Here is a 21,981-nt window from a genome sequence, read left to right as displayed (position 1 = left end):
GATGGCACGTTTCCATGAACTGGAAGTCACCGACATCCACAAGACGATCCGCGACGCCGTTGTCGTGACCCTCAAGCCGACCAATGGCGCGGCGACCGAATTCGACTTCACCCAAGGCCAATACCTGACCTTCCGCCGCGATTTCGACGGCGAAGAACTGCGCCGCTCCTATTCGATTTGCGCCGGCAAAGGCGAAGGCATCCTTCAGGTCGGCATCAAGCGCGTCGATGGCGGCGCCTTCTCGACCTGGGCCAATGAAGACCTCAAGATCGGCGACCGGATCGAGGCCATGCCCCCGATGGGCGGCTTCTTTACCCCGCTCGACGCCGCGCAGGAGAAACAATATCTCGGCTTTGCCGGTGGCTCCGGCATCACCCCGGTGCTCTCGCTTATCAAGACCACCCTCACGCTCGAGCCGAGATCGACCTTCACCCTCGTCTACGCCAACAAGGCGGTGAACACGATCATGTTCCGCGAAGAGATCGAAGACCTCAAGAACACCCATATGGGCCGGTTCAACGTCATCCACGTCCTCGAATCCGACGCCCAGGAAATCGACCTCTTCACCGGTCTCGTGACCGAAGAGAAATGCGCCGACCTGTTCAAGACCGGCTGGATCGACATCGACCACGTTGACACCGCCTTCATCTGTGGCCCCGAACCGATGATGCTCGGAATCGCCTCCGCCCTGCGCAATGCGGGCCTCGACGACTCCCGCATCAAGTTCGAGCTTTTCGCCTCGTCGCAACCGGGCCGGGCCAAGCGCAAGGCCGTCTCCAAGGACGCCGCCGCCGGGGCCAATCAGGCCAGCGCCGCGATTACCCTTGATGGCTCGACCCAGACCATCGAGATGCCCAAGGATATGTCCATTCTCGATGCCGCGCTCTCGAACAACATGGACGCGCCCTATGCCTGTAAGGCCGGGGTCTGTTCGACCTGTCGCTGCCGTGTGATCGAGGGCGAGGTCGAGATGATGACCAACCACGCCCTCGAGGATTACGAGGTTGAAAAGGGCTACGTGCTCTCCTGCCAATCCTACCCGGTGACGGACAAGCTCGTCATCGACTACGACCAGTAAGGAGGACAGAGCCATGGCTGACGACATGTCGATCGAAAACTACCTCGCCCAAGGCGGGGTTCTCACCAACCCCTCGAACGTGCCGCCGCGCTACCGGGGCGAGTTGATGAAACTGATGGCGAGCTTCGTGGATTCCTCTCTCGCAGGGGCCGCGGGCTTTGCCGATATCATCAACGAGGGTCCGGGCATCAAAGAACGCATCGCCGCCGCGCGCATCGTGCTTGAAAAGACCGACAATGCCGACAAGGTGCTCTCGATCATGGGGGAGTTCGGCGCCGATACCGCCCGCTACGCAACGCATCACCCGTGGACCGCGCGCCTCGCACGCGACGCCGACATCGGCACAACGCGGACCGAACAGGACATGCGCCTTGCAGTGTTCAACTACCCGCTCGCGGGCTGGTCGGATGCGGTGGTGATGAACCTGCTGATGGGCCGCGCTGTCACCGTGCAACTGACCGAGCTGTGCCGCGTCTCCTATCAGCCGCTCGCCGAAGCCTTCCGCGCGATCCAACCGGTGGAACGCCATCATGCGGAACTCGCCGAAGAAGGCGTCGCCAAACTTCTTGAAACCGAAGAGAGCACCACGCTGCAAGCCTCGGTCGACTATTGGATGCCGCGCGTGGCCGCCTCTTTCGGCGCCGCGGAATCGACAAAGGCAGAGATGCTCGCCGCGATGGGCCTGCGCCACGAAAGCAACGCCACGCTGAAAGCACGCTGGAGCGCGGAAACCGGTGCCTGCCTCGAAAAGCTGGGCCTGAGCGCCGCCTGAAATCGCGATGGGATGCGGGTCAAAGGCCCCATCCCTTGCTTTTTTGCAACGCGCCCTGTCCGCAAAGGTCTGGCGAAACGCGATTCCGCATTGACTTTGCAGCCCGTCTCGGGCCATTCACCTCTCGTTCTGGTCGGGCTGTTCAGCAGCCCGTGAAAAGGGAACGAGGTGCGCCGCGACCCGCGGCAAACCCTCGACTGCCCCCGCAACTGTAAGCGGCGAGCGACCTCGGACAATGCCACTGTTCTCCTTAGGAGAGGATGGGAAGGCCCGAGCCAGCTTTGACCCGCAAGTCAGGAGACCTGCCAGAATGTTCACCCTGTCCGGACGCGGGGCGCGTTCAGACAACGGACCTTCCGTCGTGGTGGCACTTCTCACCGTCGCGGGAGGGCCACGTCCTTCCTCAAGACATCTTGCATCAAACGGGCATCACCCGAATGAAGGACAGACACATGAAACGGACGCTCCTGGCCTCCGCCGCCCTCGCGGCCCTCGCCACAGGCCTTACAACCCAAACCGCATGGGCCGAAGAGGTCTATGACCTCGACGAGATCCTCCTCTCCCCAAGCCTCGCCCCTATCGAGGCCGCCCGCACCGGCGCGACGGTCGAAATCATCGACGAGGAAGACCTCGAAGATGCCGATACAACCCTGATCCAGACCCTGTCTCGTGAACCGGGCGTGTCCTTCTCGGCAAACGGTGGCGTCGGCACCAACACCACGATCCGCCTGCGCGGCCTCGATAGCAAATATATCGGCGTGCGCATCGACGGCATCGACGTGAGCGATCCGACCTCGACCCAGAACGCCTTCAACTTCGGTGGCCTGACAAGCGCAGGCATCGGCCGCATCGAGGTTCTCAAAGGCTCGCAATCGGCGATCCACGGCTCCGAAGCCATCGCTGGTGTCATCAACATCACCTCCAAACGCCCGACCAAGCTTGGCTTCTCCGGCTCTGTCGGCGGTGAGGTCGGCAGCTTCGGCACCGTGTCGAGCGATTTCACCACCGCCTACATGAACGATCGCGCCGAAATCTCCTTCACCCTGTCGCGTTTCCATACCGAAGGTATCTCCGCAACCGCGGGCGACCCCGAGAAGGACGGCTTCGATCAGACCATGGCGAACTTCAATTCGCGCTTCGACCTGACCGACACCCTGACCATCGGGGCCTCGGCGCTGTGGCGCGACTACGAAGTCGAAATCGACGGCAGCACCCCGAACAACCTCGGCACCCAGAAAGGCGCGCGCGTCTTTGCCGAGTTCGTGACCGGCGCCGTGACTCACGAACTGAGCTATTCCTACTACAAGACCGACCGCCGCGATCCGGCAAGCATCTACACCACCCGCTTCCTCGGCGACCGCGAGCAGATCGCCTATCTCGGTTCGGTTGACCTCGGTGCCAATGCAGGCCTGACCTTCGGTCTCGATCACACCGAAGAAACCGCGAGCCTGACAACCGCCGTTCCGGCCACCACCGTCAATACCATCGACACCAACTCGGCCTTTGCTGAACTCATGGTGCAGCCGATGGCGAACCTCGACCTTTCGCTCGCCCTGCGCCGAGACGATCACTCGCTCTTTGGCGGCGCCACGACGGGCCGCGTTGCAGCTGTCTGGCACGTCTCTGACGACCTGCGCCTGCGCGCGGTCTATGGCACCGGCTTCCGCGCGCCGTCGCTCTATGAACTCTATAGCGCATCGGGCAACCCGGCCCTGAAACCGGAAGAAAGCCGCTCCTTCGAGCTTGGCCTTGAGAAAGACTTTGGCCCGGGCAACACGGTCCGCGTCACCGCTTTCCGCACCGATGTCGACGACCTGATCGAGTATTTCGACCCCGATGGCTGGCTCGGCCCGATCCCCGGCGCCTATGCTCAGGTGCCCGGCACCACCTCCTCCAAAGGGATCGAGCTTTCGGGCACCTATGTGATCTCCGACATGCTGTCCTTCTACGGCAACTATACCTTTACCGATGCCGACAACTCCGGCGTGACCCTCGCGCGCGTTCCCAAGCATGACCTGATCCTCGGCCTTGACGCCACCTTCGGCAACGGCTTCACCGGCAACGCCGAGGTGCAGCACGTCGCGGACGTCACGCCAAGCATCTACGCCCCCGCGGGCCACAAGGTCGGCGACTACACGCTCGTAAACCTTGGTGTCGGCTATGACATCAACGAGACGGTCAAGGCATATCTGCGCCTCGAGAACGTGCTCGACGAAGACTACGAGACCGCAGGCGGCTTCAACACGCCAGGCCGCGCAGCTTACTTCGGTATCCGTGCGTCCTTCTAAGGTCATATCCCTGCTCGCCGCGCTGGTGCTTTCCAGCGCGGCGGCGTTTGCCGATGCGCCCCGGCGCGTCGTCTCCCTGAACCTGTGTACAGATCAGCTCGCCATGCTGCTCGCCGCCCCGGATCAGCTCAAATCCGTTTCCTACATTGCCCGTGACCCACGCGCCTCCGCCATGCCCGAAGAGGCCGCGCGCTACCCGATCAACTATGGCGGTGCCGAGGAGGTCTACCTTCTCAATCCCGACCTCGTGCTCGCCGGCGCTTATACTGCGCGTGCGACCGTCAACATGCTGCGCCGCCTTGGCATTCCCGTCTACATCATGCGCCCCGCCCTGACCCTCGATGAGGTGTCGATCCGCATCACGGAAATGGGCGCAGCCTTGGGTCGTGAAGAGGCCGCCGCCGCGCTGCGCTCGTCTTTCGAAACCGAGCTTGCCGCCCTGCGCGCAACCGAAGGCCCCCGCCCCCGCGCCGCAATCTACAACGCCAATGGCTGGACACCGGGCGAGAACTCGCTGCCAAGCCAAGTGCTCAAGGCCGCAGGGTTCACCAATGTCGCCACCGAAGCAGGCTTTGCTTATGGCGGGTCAATGCCGTTAGAACTCTTGGTCATGGCCGAACCCGATATCATCATCTCCGCCGCCGCCTATGACGGCCATTCCCGCGCCGAGGACATCCTCACGCACCCCGCCTTGCGCGCCCTCAAAGGGGCCGTCGCCGGGGAACAGGTCGGCGACAACCACTGGATCTGCGGCACGCCCCATGTGCTCGACGCCGTGCGCGATCTTTCTGCCGCGCGCCGCGCCCTTCTGGAAGAGGCCAACTGATGCGCCTGTTCCTGATCCTCGCCACGCTCGTCACCGTCCTCTTCGCCGTTTCCCTGACCATCGGCCCCGCCGAAACCGGCGGCCTCCAGAGCCTCGCCGCGCTCCTGACCGGCTCGGACGGCCCGTTGCCGATGGTCATGCGCGAAATCCGCCTGCCCCGTGCCCTGCTTGCAGCGTTGATCGGCGGCGGCCTCGGCATGGCCGGTGCCGCGCTTCAGGGCTATCTGCGCAACCCCCTTGCGGAACCGGGGCTGATCGGCGTCTCTGGCTCTGCCGCTTTCGGCGCTGTGCTCGCGCTTCAGGCCGGGCTCACGGCGACCGCCACGCTTGGCCTACCGCTGGCCGCGCTTCTTGGCGCAGTCGTGGGCGTGTTCCTCGTCATGGGCCTCGCCGGGGCGCGCGGCGGCTCTCTGACCCTGATCCTCGCGGGCATTGCCATCTCGGCGTTGGCAGGCGCGCTGACCTCGCTGGTGCTGAACCTCTCGCCCAACCCCTTCGCCGCCAATGACATCGTGTTCTGGATGATGGGCTCGCTCGCCGACCGCTCCATGACCCACCTCTGGCTCGCCCTGCCCTTTATCGTGATCGGTGCAGGCCTCCTTGCAAGCACGGCGCGTGGCCTCGATGCCCTGACCCTTGGTGAAGACGCCGCCGAAACCCTCGGCCTGAGCCTCTCGCGCCTACGCCTCCTCGTGGTGCTCGGCACCGCCGCCATCGTCGGTGGCGCAACGGCCGTCGCGGGCTCCATCGGCTTCGTCGGCCTCGTCGTGCCCCATATCCTGCGCCCCTTTGTCGGCGCACAACCCTCGCGCCTGCTCTGGGCTTCGGCGCTCGGCGGCGCAGCGCTCCTCCTTATGGCCGATATCTCCGTGCGCGTGATCCTACCTGACCGCGACCTCAAGCTCGGTGTCGTCACCGCCCTGATCGGGGCCCCGCTCTTCCTGCACCTGATCTTCAAGACCCGGAGGGAACTGCCATGACCCTCCTCTCCCTGACCGATCTCGCCGTGACCCTACGCAACCGTCCGGTCTTTTCCGGCGTCTCGATGACGATTGGCGAAGGCGAACTGGTTGGCCTCATCGGTCCCAACGGTGCCGGGAAAACAACCCTGATGCGCTCCGCCCTCGGCCTCCTGCCGATCCAATCGGGCCAAAGCTCCCTCGCCGCGATGTCCACAGCCGACCGCGCCCGCGCCGTCGCTTGGATGCCGCAAGCGCGCGAGATCGCCTGGCCCGTGCCGGTGGAACGTCTCGTCGCGCTAGGTCGTCTGCCCTACCTGCCAATCTCCGGCAAGATCCCCCCGGCGGATCAGGAAAAGATCGACGCCGCCATTGCCTATCTCGGCCTTGAAGAGTTCCGCGCCCGCGCCGCCTCGCGCCTCTCGGGAGGGGAACAGGCCCGCGCCCTGATCGCCCGCGCCATTGCGCAGGACACACCGCTCCTGATGACCGACGAACCCATCGCAGGCCTCGACCCCGCGCACCAGATCGCCACGATGCAGGTCTTTGCCGACCTAGCACGCCATGGCCGCTCGACCCTCGTGTCGCTGCATGACCTCGGCCTCGCCGCGCGCCACTGTACCCGCCTTGTCCTTCTTGCTGAGGGCGGAATCCTCGCCGACGGTGCGCCCGAGGACGTTCTGACAGACGCCCTTCTCGCCCGCGCCTTCGGCGTCACGGCATGGCACCAACAGACGTCCTCCGGCCCGGTCTTTCAGCCGCTCGAGGTGATTTGATGCCCACCCTGTCGCGCCCCTGGTTGGCCTTCGACCTTGGCGAAGAGATGCGTGTTCTGAGTTGGGCCGTGCATCGCCCCGGCTTCGTGACCGCCTCGCGCATCCTCTGGCGCGAAGTGCACGAGGACGACCTGCCAAGGGATCTCGATGCCGAAACATGGCTCGCCTCCGAACTCGCCGCGCGCGGTGCCTCGGACGCGGTTGCCTTCCTGACCTCCCGAGACCTCGCCCGGCATCACTGTAAGACCGCCCGTGTCGAGGATGTGACCGCCGACGCCATCATCACCATCGGCCTCTCCAACGCCGAACGAGTCGGTAGTCGTGAGGACTATACCGGCCGCGATTGGGGCAAGGATTGGGGCACCATCAACATCGCCCTGCGCGTCGATCAGCCCCTTTCCGACATCGGTCTCCTCGAAGCAATGAGCGTCGCCACCGAAGCCCGCACCGCCGCCGTGCACGATCTTGGCCACCGTGTCGCCACCGGCATCGCGACCGGGACAGGCACCGACTGCATCGCCGTTGCCGCTCCGCCGGGTCACATGCCCTATGCTGGCAAACACACCGCCCTCGGAGAAGCCATCGGCAAGGCGACCTACGACGCGGTGCTCGAAGGTGCGCGCCAATGGCTCATCGACGACACAGAACGCCGCAGCCGCGCAAGCTGAGGCCGGTTTCTTGCAAAAGAGAACGGGCCGAAATCTGTTTCAGATTTCGACCCGCTCCCGATTTCCGCACCACCGCGATACAGACGCAATACCGACGTGATACCGACGTTGGTTTTCAGAGCGCTTTCAGCCCCCCAAGCGTCAGGTTCACAACCAGCGTCGCATAGGATTCCCGCGCATCGCTGCCCGCGCCGCTGTTCCACATGTAGTACCAGTTGAGCATCCCAAAGACCGACATGGTCGTCGCCCGAAGGGTCTCTCGCTTCCCGTCAAAAACCTCTGGCGCAGCGGCGCAAATGATGGCCTCAACGAATTTGACAAGGTCGCGCTGATAACCCCGCAAGAGCTGTTGTTGATCCTCCGGTAGGGCCGACATGGCGCCGATCTGAACTTGATGTTCATAGTCCGCGCCCTGATAGGCCATGAGGATTTCCGCGACCACCGCCCGCAGCTGCGCCTCTTCGGACAAGTCACTGATCTCAATGTGACAAATCCGGTCTCGAAGCTCCCGAAGGTAGGTCTCGAGCAGGTCGAACAGAAGCGCATCCTTGCTGTCATAGTAGTGGTAGATATTGGCCTTGGAGATGCCGCACTCCCGCGCCAGCAGGGCCATGGACGCGCGATCAAACCCCTGCGTGGCAAAGACTTTTGCCGCGCTCTTGAGGATTTGATCACGCTTCTGATCGTGGTCTTTTGCTATCGTGCGGGCCAAATCCTACTCCTTGTCGCGGTTGTCGACGACGCGCACCGCTTTGCCTTGCGAGCGCGCCACATCGCCGGGATCACCGACGATAACCTCGGTCGAAACCCCGACCATGTCCTTGATATGCTTGGTCAACATCCGCGCCGCCGCCGTCTTCGACAGGTTGTCCGCCGCATCCGCATTGGCCTCCACGTAGACCCGCATCGCATCCATCCGACCGGACTTGTAAAGTTCGATCTGGAAATGCGGCGCGAGGCCACCCGTGGCCATGACCTGTTCTTCGATCTGGGTCGGGAAGACGTTGACGCCACGCAGGATGATCATGTCGTCGCTGCGCCCGGTGATCTTTTCCATCCGCCGCATCGACCGCGCCGACCCGGGCAAAAGCCGCGTCAGATCGCGCGTGCGATAGCGGATCATCGGCATCCCTTCCTTGGTCAGCGTGGTGAACACCAATTCGCCCTCTTCGCCTTCTTCCACGACCTCGCCGGTCGCCGGGTTGATGATCTCCGGGTAGAAATGGTCTTCCCAGATATGAAGCCCGTCTTTGGTCTCGACGCATTCATTCGCGACACCCGGCCCGATGATCTCGGAAAGGCCATAGATATCAACGGCGTGCATGTCAAAGGCGTCTTCGACCTCCTTGCGCATCGCGTTGGTCCACGGCTCTGCCCCAAAGACCCCAACCGAAAGCGACGAGGCCCGAGGATCAAGACCCGCCTTGTGGAACTGCTCAAGGATGTTGAGCATGTAGGAGGGCGTCACCATGATCCCGTCCGGCTGAAAATCCTGAATAAGGTTGACCTGTTTCTCGGTCTGCCCGCCGCCCATCGGCACGACCATCGCGCCAAGCCGCTCGATCCCGTAATGCGCGCCAAGACCGCCGGTGAAGAGACCATAGCCATAGGCGTTATGCACCGTATCGCCTGCCCGAAGCCCCGAGGCCCGCAGGCTCCGCGCAAGAACATCTGCCCACATCGAAATATCGTTCGCCGTATAGCCGACAACCGTCGGCTTGCCCGTCGTCCCCGACGAGGCATGCACGCGCACGATCTTCTCTTTCGGCACCGCGAAAAGGCCAAACGGGTAGTTGTCGCGCAGGTCGTTTTTATAGGTGAACGGGAATTTCGCGAGATCTTTCAACTCCTTAAAGTCATCCGGATGCACCCCGGCCTCGTCGAACCGCTGCCGATACATCGGCACGTTCTCATAGGCATGGCGCAGCGACCACTTGAGCCGGTCGAGCTGAAGCTTGCGGATTTCGTCGATCGACGCGGTTTCGATCGGATCAAGGTCTCCCGGTTTCGGGCTCAGGTCTTTCATGTCGTCCTCCTCGACAACTATTCTTCGAAAAGCTGGCCTTTGATCGCGCGGGACATACCCCGAAACTCCGCGATCACGGTGCCGCTCTGATTGGTCACTTTCACATCGTAAATTCCGCTGCGCCCGGTAAGGCTCAGCTCGGTTGCCTCTGCCCGAAGACGGTCTCCCAACCGGCCCGGCGCGAGGTAGCTGACGATATTGTGCTGCGCGACAGTCGCCTGATTGCGGCTGTTGCAGGCAAAGGCAAAGGCACTATCGGCAAGCATGAAGGTCACCCCCCCGTGGCAAATTCCATGCCCGTTGCAATGGTGTTTCTCGACGCTCATCTCGAGCGTCGCGGTGCCCTCATCGACCGAGGTGATCTCGAACCCCGCCCATTGCGAGGCATTGTCATCCGCCCACATGGCGGCAGCGGATTTTTCCGCGCGCTCCTTCGGCGTCATCGTCATTCCCCCTTGAACACGGGTGCGCGCTTTTGAAGGAACGCCGCGACGCCCTCCGCGTAATCCGCGCTTTCGCCGCAAGTCTTCATCGCGTCGGCTTCCATCTCGAGGTGATCCTCAAGCGTATCGACCGCTGCGGCCTGAATGCATGCCTTGCTAAGCCCAAGGCCAAGCGTCGGCCCGGCGGCAAGCCGCGCCGTGAGCGCGCGCGCCTCCTCCATCAGCGTCTCATCCGGCAGCGCTTTCCAGATCAGGCCCCAATCCTCGGCTTTCTGCGCGCTGATTGGCTCGGCGGTAAAGGCAAGCCCCTTGGCCCGCGCTTCGCCAAGAAGCCGGGGCAGGTGCCAACTTCCGCCCGTATCCGGGATCAGGCCGACCTTGGAGAAGGACTGAATGAACTTCGCGCTCTCGGCGGCCAAAACCATGTCACACGCCAGCGCGATATTCGCCCCGGCCCCCGCCGCCACGCCGTTCACGGCACAGATCACCGGGAACTCAAGCGACCGGATAAGCCGCACCAGCGGCGCATAGAAGGTCCGCACAGTGTGCCCGAGGTCCGGCGCGCCTTTCGACGGGTCACGGTCCCCAAGATCTTGGCCCGCGCAGAACCCGCGCCCCGCGCCTGTCAGAAGAATCGCCCGCGCGCCATTGTCCCGCGCCGCTTCGATGGCAGCGCGCAGCGCGCCATGCATTTCGTCATTGAACGAATTGAGCCGGTCCGGACGGTTGAGTGTGATTTCAACCCAATCCCCATGCTCCTCGATGCGTATCGTCTCGCTCACCCTGTCCTCCCAAAACGATGATCTGCGACTCATCTTGCATAAACCGAACGGTTGGTCAATAAATAGCATCAACCACTCACACCGGCCTTTCTGGAGGAGAAAGACGATGACCATCGAACAGATTTCGAGCTTTGCCGCCGGGCAATGGATTGCCCCCGGCTCTGGTGCGCGCACCATTCACAGCGCCATCACAGGCGCGCCCTTTGCTTCTGCGGGCAATGACGCGCTCGACGTGCAGGCCATGCTCGACCATGCCCGCAACGTCGGCGGCCCCGCCCTGCGTGCGCTCGGGTTTCACGACCGCGCCCGCATGCTCAAGGCCCTCGCGGCCCATCTCGGTGCGCATAAACAAGCGCTCTATGACCTCTCCTTCAACACCGGCGCAACCCAGAGCGATCACCTGATCGACATCGACGGCGGCATCGGCACGCTCTTCGTCTTCGCCTCCAAGGGGCGCCGCGAAATGCCTGACGGACAGGTCTATGTCGATGGCGACGTGGAACAGCTTTCGCGCAACGGCACTTTCCTTGGCCAGCATATCTGCACCCCCCTGCATGGCGTCGCGGTGCATATCAACGCCTTCAACTTCCCAGTCTGGGGGATGCTCGAGAAACTCGCCCCGACGATTCTCGCGGGCGTTCCGGCGATCGTGAAACCGGCGACCAATTCCTGCTACGTGACCGAACTTGCGGTGAAGCTGATGCTCGATTCGGGCATCCTGCCCGACGGCGCGCTGCAACTGGTGACGGGTGGCCTCGGCGACATGCTCGACCGCCTAACCTGTCAGGATGTGGTGAGCTTTACCGGCTCCGCTGACACCGCCCTCAAACTGCGTCAGAACCCGCATATCCTTGAGAACTCGGTCCGTTTCGTTGCAGAGCAGGATAGCCTCAATGCCTCGATCCTCGGCCCCGACGCCGCTCCTGGCACGCCGGAATTCGATCTTTTCGTGAAAGAGGTCCAGCGCGAAATGACTGCCAAAGCCGGGCAGAAATGCACCGCCATTCGCCGTATCATCGCGCCGGAAAATACCGTCCCCGCCGTGATCGAAGCCCTTTCCGCGCGCCTCGCCAAGACCACCATCGGCGATCCCCGCCTCGAATCGACCCGCATGGGCGCGCTGGTCTCGCTCGACCAGAAACAGGACGTTCTCGCCAAGGCCGCCCTGATCGCCGAGGACGCCGAGCGCGTCTATGGCGACCCCGAGAACTTTGCCGTCGAAGGCGCAGACGCAGAGGCAGGCGCCTTCCTGCCGCCGATGCTGTTCCACTGTGCCGACCCCGACAATGCCCGCCACGTCCACAACACCGAAGCCTTCGGCCCGGTCTCGACCGTGATGGGCTACCGTGATCTCGACCACGCCATCGCACTGGCCAATCGCGGCGAAGGCTCGCTTGTCGCCTCTGTGATCACCCATGATCCGACCGTCGCCCGCGAAGTCGCCCTTGGCGCAGGGGCGTTCCACGGCCGCCTCTATTTCAACAACCGCGACTCGATGAAGGAATCGACGGGTCACGGCTCGCCCCTGCCGCATATGGTGCATGGCGGCCCCGGTCGCGCCGGTGGTGGCGAGGAAATGGGCGGCGTGCGTGGCGTGATGCACTACATGCAACGCACCGCCATCCAAGGCTCTCCCGATATCCTCTCGGCCATTGCCGACGTCTGGGTGCCAGAGGCGCAGGAGATCAAGGCCGAGGCCCATCCCTTCACCCGCCGCTTCCACGACCTCTCCATTGGCGAGACGATCCACACCGATCCGCGCACCGTCAGCCTCGAAGACATTGAGCATTTCGCCGAGTTCACCGGCGATACCTTCTACGCCCATACCGACGAAGACGCGGCCAAGCGCAACCCGTTCTTCCCGGGCCGCGTGGCGCATGGCTACCTGCTCCTGTCCTTCGCCGCCGGTCTCTTTGTAGAGCCGAACGAAGGCCCGGTCCTCGCCAATACCGGCCTCGACAACCTGCGCTTCATGAAGCCCGTTTCGGCGGGCGATGCGATCAAGGTTCGCCTCACGGTCAAGAAGAAGACCCGCCGCAATGACGAGTATGGCGAGGTGCGCTGGCACGTCACCCTCACCGATCAGGACGACGAGAAGGTCGCGGAGTATGAACTCCTGACCATGAACGCCTATTGATCCCGCCTGCGGCACCCTCGCGCGAGAGGGTGCCGCATGGCCAAACCCTTTCGCGCCAAGTATAATCCACCCATGCGCGACAGTTCCGAGACATGGTTCGACAAGAGCCTCGATATCCTGACCTACAACCGCAACCAGATGGTCTGGTCCATCTTGGTAACGATCTTTGGCGATCTGGCACGTCGCCCCGGCGACCGCATCAGCGGCTCGCTTCTGTCTCGCCTGACCGAGCCTATGGGGATCAAGCCCGAGGCCGTGCGCGTCGCGCTTCATCGGTTGCGCAATGACGGCTGGATTACCTCCGAACGTCAGGGCCGCACGAGCCGCTATAGCCTGACCGCTCACGGGCTGACCGAAAGCGACGCCGCCAGCCCGCGCATCTATGCCGAAACCCACCACGCCGAGGAGGCTGGCCCATGGCACCTCTTGCTTGGCGAACCCGGCCCCGCCGCGCAACGAAGCGAGGCCGAGAGGGTCTGGCGCGGTCGCGGCTACGTCCCGGTCGCGCCCGGCGCCTACCTCGCGCGCGGCGCCGCCCCCTCGGACGCCCCCGACTTCCTCGTGATCGAAGGCCTACCGCAACAGGTGCCGGACTGGCTCCGCGACAAGATCGGCCCGCCCGACCTCACCGCCGCCTACCAAGCGCTGGAAACGGCCCTCGACGCTGCACTTCCGCAGATCACCAAGGCGGCGCAGATCTCACCATTGGAGACAGCGATCTTGCGAGTGGTGATCGTGCACAATTGGCGCCGCGCCTTGCTCGCACATCCTGACCTCCCCGCGATGTTCTTCCCGGCGCATTGGCGCGGCGCAGCCTGTCGCGACAAGGTCATGACCGCGCTCGCAGCCCTACCGCGCCCTGCGCTCGATCGCTTGGAAGAGACGCAAAGAAACGGCTAAGGCATGTCTGGGAAAATGGCTCGGATCAGGCGCCGTGGTCTTTTTCAAGATCAAGTTCGGTCAACTCGGCCAGAAGCTCGATCAGGATTTCATGACGCTCCGCCCCAAGACGCTCGCGCATATCGGTGAGGATGCGGCGGCTCGTCGCCATGTTCGCGTCGATGATATTGCGGCCATCCACTGTGATGTCGATCACCTGTCGACGCCGATCATGATCATCCCGCCGACGTGACACGAGGCCTTTTTCCTCAAGCTTCTGCAGGATTCGCGTCAGGCTCGGGAGCAATAGCACAGCTCGCGAGGCGATGGTCGTCGGATCGAGCGGCCCTTCCTCGTCAAGCACACGCAACACCCGCCATTGCTGTTCTGTCACCCCGGCATCGGCCAGCATCCCGCGGATCGGCATCATAACGCGCTCGCGGGCGCGCAGAAGGGCAATGGGCAAAGACCGGTTTGTAAGGGTCTTGGATTGTGTCGTCGTCATGCGATATTCATGCACCGCAACCCCTCAGAGGGCAACAAAAAGCGACCAATCCGCCCCCGAGCGCGCGCAAGAGCCGCACCTATCGGGCGCAATAGGTCGCAAAGACAGGAGAGCAGTGATGAAATGGAGCGAATTTGCCACCTGGGGCGCCCGGATTTCCGACTGGGCGCGCCAGTATCACGAGACGCTGCGCGACCGGCCCGTGCGGGCTCAGGTCGCCCCCGGCGACATCCTCGCCCAGCTCCCCGCAACCCCGCCGCAGAAAGGCGGCGCGATGGAAGAGGTCTTTGCCGATTTCGAACGCATCGTCATGCCCGGCCTGACCCATTGGCAGCACCCCCGCTTCTTTGCCTATTTCCCCGCGAACGCGACCCCGCCCTCGATGCTCGCCGATTACCTCGCAACGGTGATCGCACCGCAATGCATGCTCTGGCAAACCTCTCCAGCGGCGACTGAGATGGAAACCCGCATGCTCGAATGGCTGCGCGACGGGATCGGCCTCGCGCCGCATTTCACCGGCGTCATTCAGGACAGCGCCTCGACCGCAACACTCGCCGCCGTGCTGACGATGCGCGAACGCGCCCTCGGCTGGCAAGGCAATGAGACGGGCCTCGCGGGTCTCGACACACTCCGGGTCTATTGCTCGGACGAAGTCCATACCTCGATCGACCGCGCGATCTGGATTTCCGGCATCGGGGCCGCCAACCTACGCCGCATCCCAACCACCGGCCCAACCCGCGCCATGGACGTCGCCGCGCTCGACGCCGCCATTGCCGAGGACATTGCCGCTGGTCTCAAACCTGCCGGCATCATCGCCTGTGTCGGCGGCACAGGCACCGGCGCTTGCGACGACATTTCCGCGACCTGCGATGTGGCCGCAAAATACGATCTCTATACCCATGTCGACGCCGCTTGGGCCGGGGCGGCTATGATCTGCCCCGAGTTCCGCACACTTTGGAACGGGGTCGACAAGGCGGATTCGGTCGTCTTCAACCCACATAAATGGCTCGGGATGCAGTTCGACTGCTCCGCGCATTTCGTCCGCAATCCCGAAGACCTCGTGCGCACGCTGGCGATCAAGCCGGAATACCTCAAGACCCACGGCCATGACGGGATTATCAACTACTCGGAATGGTCTGTGCCGCTAGGACGCCGTTTTCGGGCGCTGAAGATCTGGTTCGTGCTGCGCACATACGGTCTCGAAGGGTTGCAGGTGATGATCCGCAACCATGTGACATGGGCCGAAGAGCTTCACGCCCGCCTCGCCGCCGAACCCGATTTCGAGATCGTGACCGCGCCTGTCCTGTCGCTCTTCACCTTCCGCTATGCCCCCAAGGGCGCGGGCGACCTTGACGCACTGAACCAACGGCTCGTCGATGCGATCAACGATGACGGACGCATTTACCTGACCCAGACACGCGTTGGCGGCGCCCTTGTGATCCGCTTTCAGGCAGGTCAGGTCGACGCCACGAAAGAGGATATCGACACGGCCTTTGACGTCATCTGTGAGATCGCGCGCAACATGGCCTGAAAGGACGCATATCCGATATAGGTATTTTCACTCAATTGACCGATTAGCCCCCTGCCTCCTACTGTTTTGACAATGCATAAAGGGCCAAATCCGGCCCCGGCATAAGGGAGGAAATCAAATGAAGAAGATGCTGCTCGGCGGCATGGTCTCGGCGCTTGCCATGACCAGCGCGGCCTTTGCCGATATCAAGATCGCTCATGTCTATGGCAAGACCGGCCCCTATGAGGCCTACGCCAAACAAAGCCATGACGGTCTCATGCTCGGTCTCGAATACGCGACCGGCGGCACCATGGAGATCAACGGCGAAAAGATCGTCGTGATCGAAAAAGACACCCAGCTGAAGCCCGACAACGGCAAGGCGCTCCTCGAAGAGGCCTATGGCGATGACGAGGTCGATCTCGCCATCGGTCCGGTAAGCTCGGGCGTGGCCCTCGCCATGCTGCCCGTGGCCGAGGAATACGAGAAGATCCTGATCGTCGAGCCCGCGGTGGCCGACTCGATCACTGGTGACAACTGGAACCGCTACATCTTCCGCACGGGCCGCAACTCGTCGCAAGACGCCGTCTCCAACGCCATCGCCCTGAGCAGCGGCGGCGCACATATCGCCACGCTGGCGCAGGATTATGCCTTTGGCCGCGACGGCATCGCCGCGTTCAAGGAAGCGCTTGAAAGCGTCGGTTCCTCGGTGACGCACGAAGAATACGCGCCCACCGACACCACCGACTTCACCGCCGCAGCCGAGCGTATCTTCAACGCCATGAAGGATCTCGACGGGCCGAAAAAACTCTTCATCATCTGGGCCGGTGGCGGCAACCCGATGGGCAAGATCAATGCGATGGACCCGTCCCGCTTTGGCATCGAGATCGCAACCGGGGGCAACATCCTCGCCGCGATGAAGGCCTACAAGGACTTCCCCGGCATGGAAGGCGCGACCTACTACTACTATGAGATCCCGCAAAACCCGATCAACGACTGGCTCGTGAAGACGCATTTCGAGCGTTTTGACTCCCCGCCGGATTTCTTTACCGCAGGTGGCATGGCCGCAGGCCTTGCAGCGGTCGAAGCGATCAAGAAAGCGGGCGGCACGGATACCGAAGACCTGATCTCGGCCATGGAAGGCATGGAATGGGAGACCCCGAAGGGCACCATGAAATTCCGCGCCGAGGACCATCAGGCGATGCAATCCATGTATCACTTCAAGATCCGCGTGGATGACGATGTGGAATGGGCGATCCCGGAGCTGGTCAAGGAACTGACCATCGACGAACTGCCGATCCCGATCCGCAACCAGTAAATCCTGACACCATCATGGCCCGGCGGCATCCCTCGCCGCCGGGCTGTTCTTTTCCCGCACGCGGAAACCAAGCCCCATGTCCCATCCCATTCTCGAAACCCGCGACCTGACCGTGCGCTTTGGCGGCCACGTGGCGGTGGATCGCATCTCCTGCCGCTTCAATACCGGTGAACTGACGGCAATCGTTGGCCCGAACGGCGCAGGCAAGACCACCTATTTCAACCTGATCTCGGGCCAGATCCCGGCGAGTCAGGGTTCGGTGACGCTCAATGGACGCGACATCTCGCGCATGTCCGTCGCCCAGCGCACCCACCACGGCATCGGCCGGGCCTTCCAGCTCACGAACCTCTTCCCGAACCTCAATGTTCTGGAAAACGTCCGCCTCGTGATCCAATCCAAGGCCGGGCGTGGTTTCAACATGTTCTCCATGGCCTCGAGCCACGATGACCTCACCATTCCCGCCCTCGAGATCGTCGAGCGCGTCCGCCTGCGCGACCAGGCCGACCAGATCGTCTCCGAACTCTCGCATGGCGACCAACGCAAACTCGAAGTCGCGCTCCTGATTGCGCTCGACCCTCTTGTCTACATGTTCGACGAACCCACCGCCGGGATGAGTGTCGACGAGGCCCCTGTGGTCCTCGACCTTATCGCCGAGTTGAAACACCGCAAAGACCGCTCCATCCTCCTTGTCGAACACAAGATGGACGTGATCCGCACCCTCGCCGACCGCATCATCGTTCTGCACAACGGCGCCCTCGCCGCCGATGGCGACCCCGCCGAAGTGATCGCCTCCGACGTGGTACAAGAGGCCTATATGGGCAAGGAGCTGACCGATGTCTGACCCGATCCTCAAACTCTCGGGCGTCAAGACCAACATCGCCCAGTATCATATCCTGCAAGGCGTCGACCTAGTTGTTCCGCGCGGACAGGTGACGATGCTCCTCGGGCGCAATGGCGTCGGCAAGACAACGACGCTGCGCACGATCATCGGCCACTGGCGCAACCACGCGGGCGAAATCCTCTTTGACGGTGAAGACATCTCGCGCCTGCCGACCCCCGCCATCGCGCGGCTTGGCATTGGCTTCGTACCCGAGGACATGGGTATTTTCTCGGACCTCACGGTCGAGGAAAACATGGTCCTCGCCGCCGTCTCCGGTCCCATCGACAGCGCACGATTGGATTGGTTGTTCTCTGTCTTTCCCGCGCTCAAGACCTTCTGGAAGAAGGACGCAGGCACGCTCTCGGGTGGTCAGAAACAGATGCTCACCATCGCCCGCGCGATGATCGAAGAGCGCCGTCTCTACCTCATCGACGAGCCGACCAAGGGCCTCGCGCCCGCGATCATCTCGACCATGGCCCGCGCCCTGCGCGAGTTGAAAGACCAAGGCGCATCGATCCTTCTCGTGGAACAAAATTTCTCGGTCGCCCGCGCCCTGGGCGACAGCGCCAACGTAATGGACGACGGCCGCATGACATGGTCCGGCGAGATGAAACAACTCGCGACAGATGCCGAACTTCAGGAACGCCTCATGGGCCTCAGCCTGGAGGCGCACCAATGATCCCTGCGTTCCGTCCCCTCGCATTCAACCGACAGGAGCCACGCCCATGAGCGCCGCCCCCGATCACACCCCGACCATGGCCGCCGCGAGCCTCTCGCAGCGCCTCGCACCATACGCTCCCGTCTTGTTGGTGGTGGTGCTGATGCTGCTCGGTCTCATCGCCATTCCCTCGACCTCGAGCTGGCTCACGCTGACAGTGTCCGGCCTCGCTATGGGCATGATGATCTTCATCATGGCCTCCGGCCTGACCCTGGTCTTCGGCCTCATGGACGTGATCAACTTCGGCCACGGTGCCTTTGTCTCGGTCGGGGCCTTCGTTGGGGTCTCTTTCCTGCTCCTCTTGGAGAACATGACAGGCGCCCCCTCTCTGGCCCTCAACCTCACCGCCATGATGGTCGCCATCATCGGGGCCATGGCAGCCACGGCCCTCATGGGCTGGGCCTTTGAAAAGGTGATCGTCAAACCCGTCTACGGCCACCACCTCAAACAGATCCTCGTGACCATGGGCGGGCTGATCGTCGTGGAACAGCTCATCATCGTCTTCTGGGGGCCGGAAGAAATCTACATCACCCGCCCCGAAGCCCTCAAAGGCGCCGTGACCTTCTTCGGTGCCGCGCTCGAGAAATACCGCCTCGTCGCCGTAGGCATCGGCGCGGTCGTCTTCCTCGCCATGCGCTGGATCCTGCGCCGCACCAAGATCGGCCTGATCGTGCGGGCTGGCGTCGAGAACGGCGAGATGGTCGAGGCGCTCGGCTATCGCCTGCGTCTCGTCTTTATCGGCGTCTTTCTCGCAGGCTCTGCACTGGCTGGTCTCGGCGGTGTCCTCTGGGGACTCTACCAGGAAGTCATCACCGCCCATATGGGCAACCAATCCATGATCCTGATCTTCATCGTGGTGATCATCGGCGGCCTTGGCTCGGTCGAGGGCTGCTTCATCGGCGCGCTCCTCGTGGGTCTGTTGCAAAACTACGTGGCCTTCCTCGAGCCAAAAGTGGCGCTGATCTCCAATATCGGCCTGATGGTCGCGATCCTGATGTGGCGTCCCATGGGCATGATCCCCGTGGTCAAGGCGAAGTGAGGAAAGACAAATGCTGACCAAACTCCTCTCCGGCGACATGCCCCGAAGCCCCGTCCTCGCGGTGATCCTCATCGCGATCCTCATCGGCCTCGCCTTTGCACCGTTCCTGTTTCCGGGTGTGCGATCCATCGACACCGCCGCAAGGATCTGTGTCTTTATCGTGCTGGTCGCCTCCTATGACCTGATGCTCGGCTATGGCGGAATCGTAAGCTTCGCCCACACCATGTTCTTCGGCCTCGGCGCCTATGGCGTGGCGCTCGCCTCGACGCATATGGGGCGCGGCTTCGACGCGCTTTTTGTCGGCGCGGTCTCCGGCGCGCTCCTCGCTGCGATCCTCGCCTTCATCATTGGCCTGTTTTCGCTCCGGGTGCGGGCAATCTTCTTTGCGATGATTACCCTTGCCGTCGCCTCCGCCGTCGCGGTCCTCGTGTCCCAGCTCTCGGGCCTCACGGGCGGCGAAGATGGCCTCTCCTACAAGATCCCCCGCGAGCTTGGCCCCGCCTTCAAATTCGCCGATGGCGAGCTTTTCGGGGTCAAGATGAACGGCAAGCTACTGAAATACTACCTGATCTTCGGCGGCTCTCTGGTGCTGTTCCTGGTGATGCTGCGCATCGTGCATTCGCCCTTTGGCCGCGTCCTCCTCGCCATCCGCGAGAACGATTTCCGTGCCGAAGCGATCGGCTATCGGGTGGTGCACTACCGCGTCGCCGCGACCTGCCTCTCGGCCGCCATCGCCGCTCTGGCTGGGGCGCTCTACGCGATCTGGCTGCGCTATGTCGGCCCAGATACATCGCTCTCGATGGAGATCATGATCGATATCCTCCTGATGGTGGTGATCGGCGGCATGGGCACCATGTATGGCGCGGTGATCGGCGCGACGATCTTTATCCTCGCCCAGAACTACCTCCAGAATCTCATGGGCACCGCCGCCGACGCGCTTCAGGGGCTGCCGATCCTGCCCGATCTGCTCAATGCCGACCGCTGGCTCCTATGGCTCGGTGTGCTGTTCATTCTCTCGGTCTATTTCTTCCCGACCGGGATCGTCGGACGCTTGCGCAGCAGCAAATAACATCCAGGATTTCTTTTTGGTGAAAACACCTTGGGGGTGAATTGGGCCAGCGGCCCAAGAGGGGGCAACGCCCCCTCCCCCTTGCCTTTCCCCGCGCCATGGGATCATGTCCTGCGCAGGAGGAAACCCGCATGCGCCCAGACCTGATCCTGTTGTGCTTCGCCTATGTGCTGAGCCAGTTTTTCCGTGCCTTCCTGGCGGTTCTGACCAAGGCACTGGAAGCCGATATTGGCACTACGCCCGAAGACCTTGCCTTTGCCTCCGGCATCTGGTTCCTCGTCTTCGCCGCAATGCAGGTTCCCGTAGGCGCCGCGCTCGACAAGATCGGCCCGCGCCGCACCGCGGCCTCGCTCCTGCTTGTGGGCGGGGGCGGCGGCGCGCTCCTTTTTTCGGTCGCGACAACGCCTGCCCATGTCACCCTCGCCATGGGTCTGATCGGGGTCGGCTGCTCCCCCGTTCTCATGGCCTCCTATTACATTTTCGCAACCTCCTACCCCCCTGCCCGGTTTGCGACGCTTGCCGCGCTGATGCTCGGGGTCGGCACCGTCGGCAACCTCGTCGCCTCCTATCCGATGGCGCTTGCGTCCGAACTCATCGGCTGGCGGCTGTCGCTGGTGGGGCTTGCCGCGCTATCGGCGCTGACGGCCATCGGGCTCTACATCCTGATCCGCGATCCCGAACGCGACGCCGCGGCCCAGAAAGGCTCGCTCCTAGATTTGCTAAAGATCCGCGCCCTTTGGTTCATTTTCCCGGTCATGTTCGTGAACTACATGGCCGCGGCCGGTATTCGCGGCCTCTGGATTGGGCCGTATCTGTCGGACACCTTCGCCCTTTCCACCGGCCAGATCGGCACAGCCTCCCTCGTCATGGGCTTGGCGATGATCGCAGGAACCCTCGCCTATGGCCCGGCAGACCGCCTGTTCAAGACCCGCAAATGGGTCGTCTTCGGTGGCAATCTGATCGCGGCCATTGCGCTTTTCTGGCTCGCCTTCGCGCTGTCGGCCTCGGTCTGGCTCTCGGTCGTCCTCATGGCCGCGATCGGCTTTTTCGGGGCGTCTTTCCCGGTCATCATCGCCCACGCCCGGAGCTTCTTCCCCTCTCACCTCACCGGGCGCGGCGTCACACTGATGAACCTCTTTGGCATCGGCGGTGTCGGGATCATGCAATTCGCCTCAGGCCGCCTGCACACGTCCCTCTCCGCAACCGATCCCGCTCTCGCCTACCAGACGCTCTTCCTCCTCTTCGGTGCATTGCTTGTCGCAGGGCTTGCGGTCTATCTCTTGTCTCAGGACCGCACCGACTAAGGCCACC

Annotated in this window: 21 protein-coding genes and 1 riboswitch; of the genes, 16 read left to right on the top strand and 5 right to left on the bottom strand. The window is 63.0% G+C overall.

From position 1 onward, the window contains the following. The first annotated feature begins 1 nt into the window (after position 1). The 7 genes from R1W01_RS00740 (at position 2) to R1W01_RS00710 (ending at position 7,367) form a co-directional block, all read left to right on the top strand. Positions 2–1,078 (top strand): 2Fe-2S iron-sulfur cluster-binding protein, encoded by a 1,077-nt coding sequence (locus R1W01_RS00740; protein WP_243611416.1) that lies wholly within the window; start codon positions 2–4, stop codon positions 1,076–1,078. Positions 1,079–1,091: 13 nt separating this feature from the next. Then, complete coding sequence (locus R1W01_RS00735) at positions 1,092–1,850, top strand: Phenylacetic acid catabolic protein (protein WP_297756505.1); 759 nt, start codon at positions 1,092–1,094, stop codon at positions 1,848–1,850. Positions 1,851–1,963: 113 nt separating this feature from the next. Then, a riboswitch (cobalamin riboswitch) is annotated at positions 1,964–2,175 on the top strand. A 127-nt stretch (positions 2,176–2,302) separates the two neighbouring features. Continuing rightward, a complete protein-coding gene (locus tag R1W01_RS00730) occupies positions 2,303–4,138 on the top strand; it encodes a TonB-dependent receptor plug domain-containing protein (RefSeq protein WP_297756506.1) in 1,836 nt (611 codons plus the stop codon). After that, complete coding sequence (locus tag R1W01_RS00725; RefSeq protein ID WP_297756507.1) at positions 4,125–4,964, top strand: ABC transporter substrate-binding protein; 840 nt, start codon at positions 4,125–4,127, stop codon at positions 4,962–4,964. The genes R1W01_RS00730 and R1W01_RS00725 overlap by 14 nt, the downstream gene beginning before the upstream one ends. After that, positions 4,964–5,944 (top strand): FecCD family ABC transporter permease, encoded by a 981-nt coding sequence (locus tag R1W01_RS00720; RefSeq protein ID WP_243611420.1) that lies wholly within the window; start codon positions 4,964–4,966, stop codon positions 5,942–5,944. Before R1W01_RS00725 ends, R1W01_RS00720 begins: the two co-directional genes overlap by 1 nt. Continuing rightward, positions 5,941–6,699 carry an ABC transporter ATP-binding protein gene (locus R1W01_RS00715; protein ID WP_297756508.1) on the top strand — a complete coding sequence of 253 codons (759 nt, stop codon included), beginning with the start codon at positions 5,941–5,943 and terminating at the stop codon, positions 6,697–6,699. The genes R1W01_RS00720 and R1W01_RS00715 overlap by 4 nt, the downstream gene beginning before the upstream one ends. Then, positions 6,699–7,367 carry an adenosylcobinamide amidohydrolase gene (locus R1W01_RS00710; protein WP_243611422.1) on the top strand — a complete coding sequence of 223 codons (669 nt, stop codon included), beginning with the start codon at positions 6,699–6,701 and terminating at the stop codon, positions 7,365–7,367. Before R1W01_RS00715 ends, R1W01_RS00710 begins: the two co-directional genes overlap by 1 nt. A 115-nt stretch (positions 7,368–7,482) precedes the next feature. On the opposite strand, the gene R1W01_RS00705 is transcribed toward R1W01_RS00710, so the two are convergent. Genes R1W01_RS00705 through paaG form a run of 4 tightly spaced genes read right to left on the bottom strand, consistent with a single transcriptional unit; the run spans position 7,483 to position 10,618 of the window. Next, positions 7,483–8,079, bottom strand: coding sequence for a TetR/AcrR family transcriptional regulator (locus R1W01_RS00705; RefSeq protein ID WP_297756509.1), 597 nt, complete (start codon positions 8,077–8,079; stop codon positions 7,483–7,485). Positions 8,080–8,082: 3 nt separating this feature from the next. Beyond that, positions 8,083–9,393 (bottom strand): phenylacetate--CoA ligase PaaK, encoded by a 1,311-nt coding sequence (paaK, locus tag R1W01_RS00700; protein ID WP_243611424.1) that lies wholly within the window; start codon positions 9,391–9,393, stop codon positions 8,083–8,085. A gap of 17 nt (positions 9,394–9,410) precedes the next feature. After that, complete coding sequence (gene paaI / locus R1W01_RS00695) at positions 9,411–9,836, bottom strand: hydroxyphenylacetyl-CoA thioesterase PaaI (RefSeq protein ID WP_297756583.1); 426 nt, start codon at positions 9,834–9,836, stop codon at positions 9,411–9,413. Positions 9,837–9,838: 2 nt separating this feature from the next. After that, entirely contained in the window at positions 9,839–10,618 is a 780-nt protein-coding gene (gene paaG / locus R1W01_RS00690; protein WP_297756510.1) for a 2-(1,2-epoxy-1,2-dihydrophenyl)acetyl-CoA isomerase PaaG, read from the bottom strand. 106 nt (positions 10,619–10,724) lie between these two features. Between paaG and paaZ the strand changes: the two genes are divergently transcribed. Next, positions 10,725–12,755, top strand: coding sequence for a phenylacetic acid degradation bifunctional protein PaaZ (gene paaZ / locus R1W01_RS00685; RefSeq protein WP_297756511.1), 2,031 nt, complete (start codon positions 10,725–10,727; stop codon positions 12,753–12,755). A 36-nt stretch (positions 12,756–12,791) separates the two neighbouring features. Then, positions 12,792–13,655, top strand: coding sequence for a PaaX family transcriptional regulator C-terminal domain-containing protein (locus R1W01_RS00680; RefSeq protein WP_317275010.1), 864 nt, complete (start codon positions 12,792–12,794; stop codon positions 13,653–13,655). A 25-nt stretch (positions 13,656–13,680) separates the two neighbouring features. Here R1W01_RS00680 and hpaR read toward each other — a convergent pair whose 3' ends face one another. Next, entirely contained in the window at positions 13,681–14,139 is a 459-nt protein-coding gene (gene hpaR, locus R1W01_RS00675; RefSeq protein ID WP_243611429.1) for a homoprotocatechuate degradation operon regulator HpaR, read from the bottom strand. A 118-nt stretch (positions 14,140–14,257) separates the two neighbouring features. Here hpaR and R1W01_RS00670 point away from each other — a divergent pair, with 118 nt between their 5' ends. From R1W01_RS00670 to R1W01_RS00640, 7 genes are all read left to right on the top strand, one after another. Next, on the top strand, positions 14,258–15,670 hold the full coding sequence (locus tag R1W01_RS00670) for a pyridoxal phosphate-dependent decarboxylase family protein (protein WP_317275009.1): 1,413 nt from the start codon (positions 14,258–14,260) through the stop codon (positions 15,668–15,670). 118 nt (positions 15,671–15,788) lie between these two features. After that, complete coding sequence (locus tag R1W01_RS00665) at positions 15,789–16,964, top strand: substrate-binding domain-containing protein (RefSeq protein WP_243611431.1); 1,176 nt, start codon at positions 15,789–15,791, stop codon at positions 16,962–16,964. A 76-nt stretch (positions 16,965–17,040) separates the two neighbouring features. Beyond that, a complete protein-coding gene (locus R1W01_RS00660) occupies positions 17,041–17,805 on the top strand; it encodes an ABC transporter ATP-binding protein (protein WP_243611432.1) in 765 nt (254 codons plus the stop codon). Continuing rightward, on the top strand, positions 17,798–18,523 hold the full coding sequence (locus tag R1W01_RS00655; RefSeq protein ID WP_297756514.1) for an ABC transporter ATP-binding protein: 726 nt from the start codon (positions 17,798–17,800) through the stop codon (positions 18,521–18,523). Before R1W01_RS00660 ends, R1W01_RS00655 begins: the two co-directional genes overlap by 8 nt. Before the next feature lie 46 nt (positions 18,524–18,569). After that, positions 18,570–19,601 (top strand): branched-chain amino acid ABC transporter permease, encoded by a 1,032-nt coding sequence (locus R1W01_RS00650; RefSeq protein WP_243611434.1) that lies wholly within the window; start codon positions 18,570–18,572, stop codon positions 19,599–19,601. 10 nt (positions 19,602–19,611) lie between these two features. After that, positions 19,612–20,670 carry a branched-chain amino acid ABC transporter permease gene (locus R1W01_RS00645; RefSeq protein ID WP_297756515.1) on the top strand — a complete coding sequence of 353 codons (1,059 nt, stop codon included), beginning with the start codon at positions 19,612–19,614 and terminating at the stop codon, positions 20,668–20,670. Positions 20,671–20,801: 131 nt separating this feature from the next. Beyond that, the gene (locus R1W01_RS00640; protein WP_297756516.1) at positions 20,802–21,974 is read left to right on the top strand and encodes an MFS transporter; all 1,173 of its coding nucleotides are present in this window, start codon (positions 20,802–20,804) and stop codon (positions 21,972–21,974) included. Positions 21,975–21,981 lie beyond the last annotated feature (7 nt).

Origin of the sequence: Shimia sp. FJ5 (assembly GCF_032918335.1) — a bacterium.
Taxonomy (GTDB): Bacteria; Pseudomonadota; Alphaproteobacteria; order Rhodobacterales; family Rhodobacteraceae; genus Shimia; species Shimia aestuarii_A.
The sequence above is the reverse complement of the archived record's forward strand: the minus strand, read 5'-3'. Positions and strand labels throughout refer to the sequence as shown.

What these genes read in the sequence shown, in the direction of transcription:
- R1W01_RS00730 (WP_297756506.1), top strand. Translation starts at nt 2,303, where the DNA reads ATGAAACGGACGCTCCTGGCCTCCGCCGCCCTCGCGGCCCTCGCCACA.
- R1W01_RS00720 (WP_243611420.1), top strand. Translation starts at nt 4,964, where the DNA reads ATGCGCCTGTTCCTGATCCTCGCCACGCTCGTCACCGTCCTCTTCGCC.
- hpaR (WP_243611429.1), bottom strand. Translation starts at nt 14,139, where the DNA reads ATGACGACGACACAATCCAAGACCCTTACAAACCGGTCTTTGCCCATT.
- R1W01_RS00740 (WP_243611416.1), top strand. Translation starts at nt 2, where the DNA reads ATGGCACGTTTCCATGAACTGGAAGTCACCGACATCCACAAGACGATC.
- R1W01_RS00710 (WP_243611422.1), top strand. Translation starts at nt 6,699, where the DNA reads ATGCCCACCCTGTCGCGCCCCTGGTTGGCCTTCGACCTTGGCGAAGAG.
- R1W01_RS00645 (WP_297756515.1), top strand. Translation starts at nt 19,612, where the DNA reads ATGCTGACCAAACTCCTCTCCGGCGACATGCCCCGAAGCCCCGTCCTC.
- R1W01_RS00640 (WP_297756516.1), top strand. Translation starts at nt 20,802, where the DNA reads ATGCGCCCAGACCTGATCCTGTTGTGCTTCGCCTATGTGCTGAGCCAG.
- R1W01_RS00655 (WP_297756514.1), top strand. Translation starts at nt 17,798, where the DNA reads ATGTCTGACCCGATCCTCAAACTCTCGGGCGTCAAGACCAACATCGCC.
- R1W01_RS00670 (WP_317275009.1), top strand. Translation starts at nt 14,258, where the DNA reads ATGAAATGGAGCGAATTTGCCACCTGGGGCGCCCGGATTTCCGACTGG.
- paaI (WP_297756583.1), bottom strand. Translation starts at nt 9,836, where the DNA reads ATGACGCCGAAGGAGCGCGCGGAAAAATCCGCTGCCGCCATGTGGGCG.
- R1W01_RS00680 (WP_317275010.1), top strand. Translation starts at nt 12,792, where the DNA reads ATGGCCAAACCCTTTCGCGCCAAGTATAATCCACCCATGCGCGACAGT.
- paaZ (WP_297756511.1), top strand. Translation starts at nt 10,725, where the DNA reads ATGACCATCGAACAGATTTCGAGCTTTGCCGCCGGGCAATGGATTGCC.
- R1W01_RS00665 (WP_243611431.1), top strand. Translation starts at nt 15,789, where the DNA reads ATGAAGAAGATGCTGCTCGGCGGCATGGTCTCGGCGCTTGCCATGACC.
- R1W01_RS00650 (WP_243611434.1), top strand. Translation starts at nt 18,570, where the DNA reads ATGAGCGCCGCCCCCGATCACACCCCGACCATGGCCGCCGCGAGCCTC.
- R1W01_RS00660 (WP_243611432.1), top strand. Translation starts at nt 17,041, where the DNA reads ATGTCCCATCCCATTCTCGAAACCCGCGACCTGACCGTGCGCTTTGGC.
- paaK (WP_243611424.1), bottom strand. Translation starts at nt 9,393, where the DNA reads ATGAAAGACCTGAGCCCGAAACCGGGAGACCTTGATCCGATCGAAACC.
- R1W01_RS00735 (WP_297756505.1), top strand. Translation starts at nt 1,092, where the DNA reads ATGGCTGACGACATGTCGATCGAAAACTACCTCGCCCAAGGCGGGGTT.
- R1W01_RS00715 (WP_297756508.1), top strand. Translation starts at nt 5,941, where the DNA reads ATGACCCTCCTCTCCCTGACCGATCTCGCCGTGACCCTACGCAACCGT.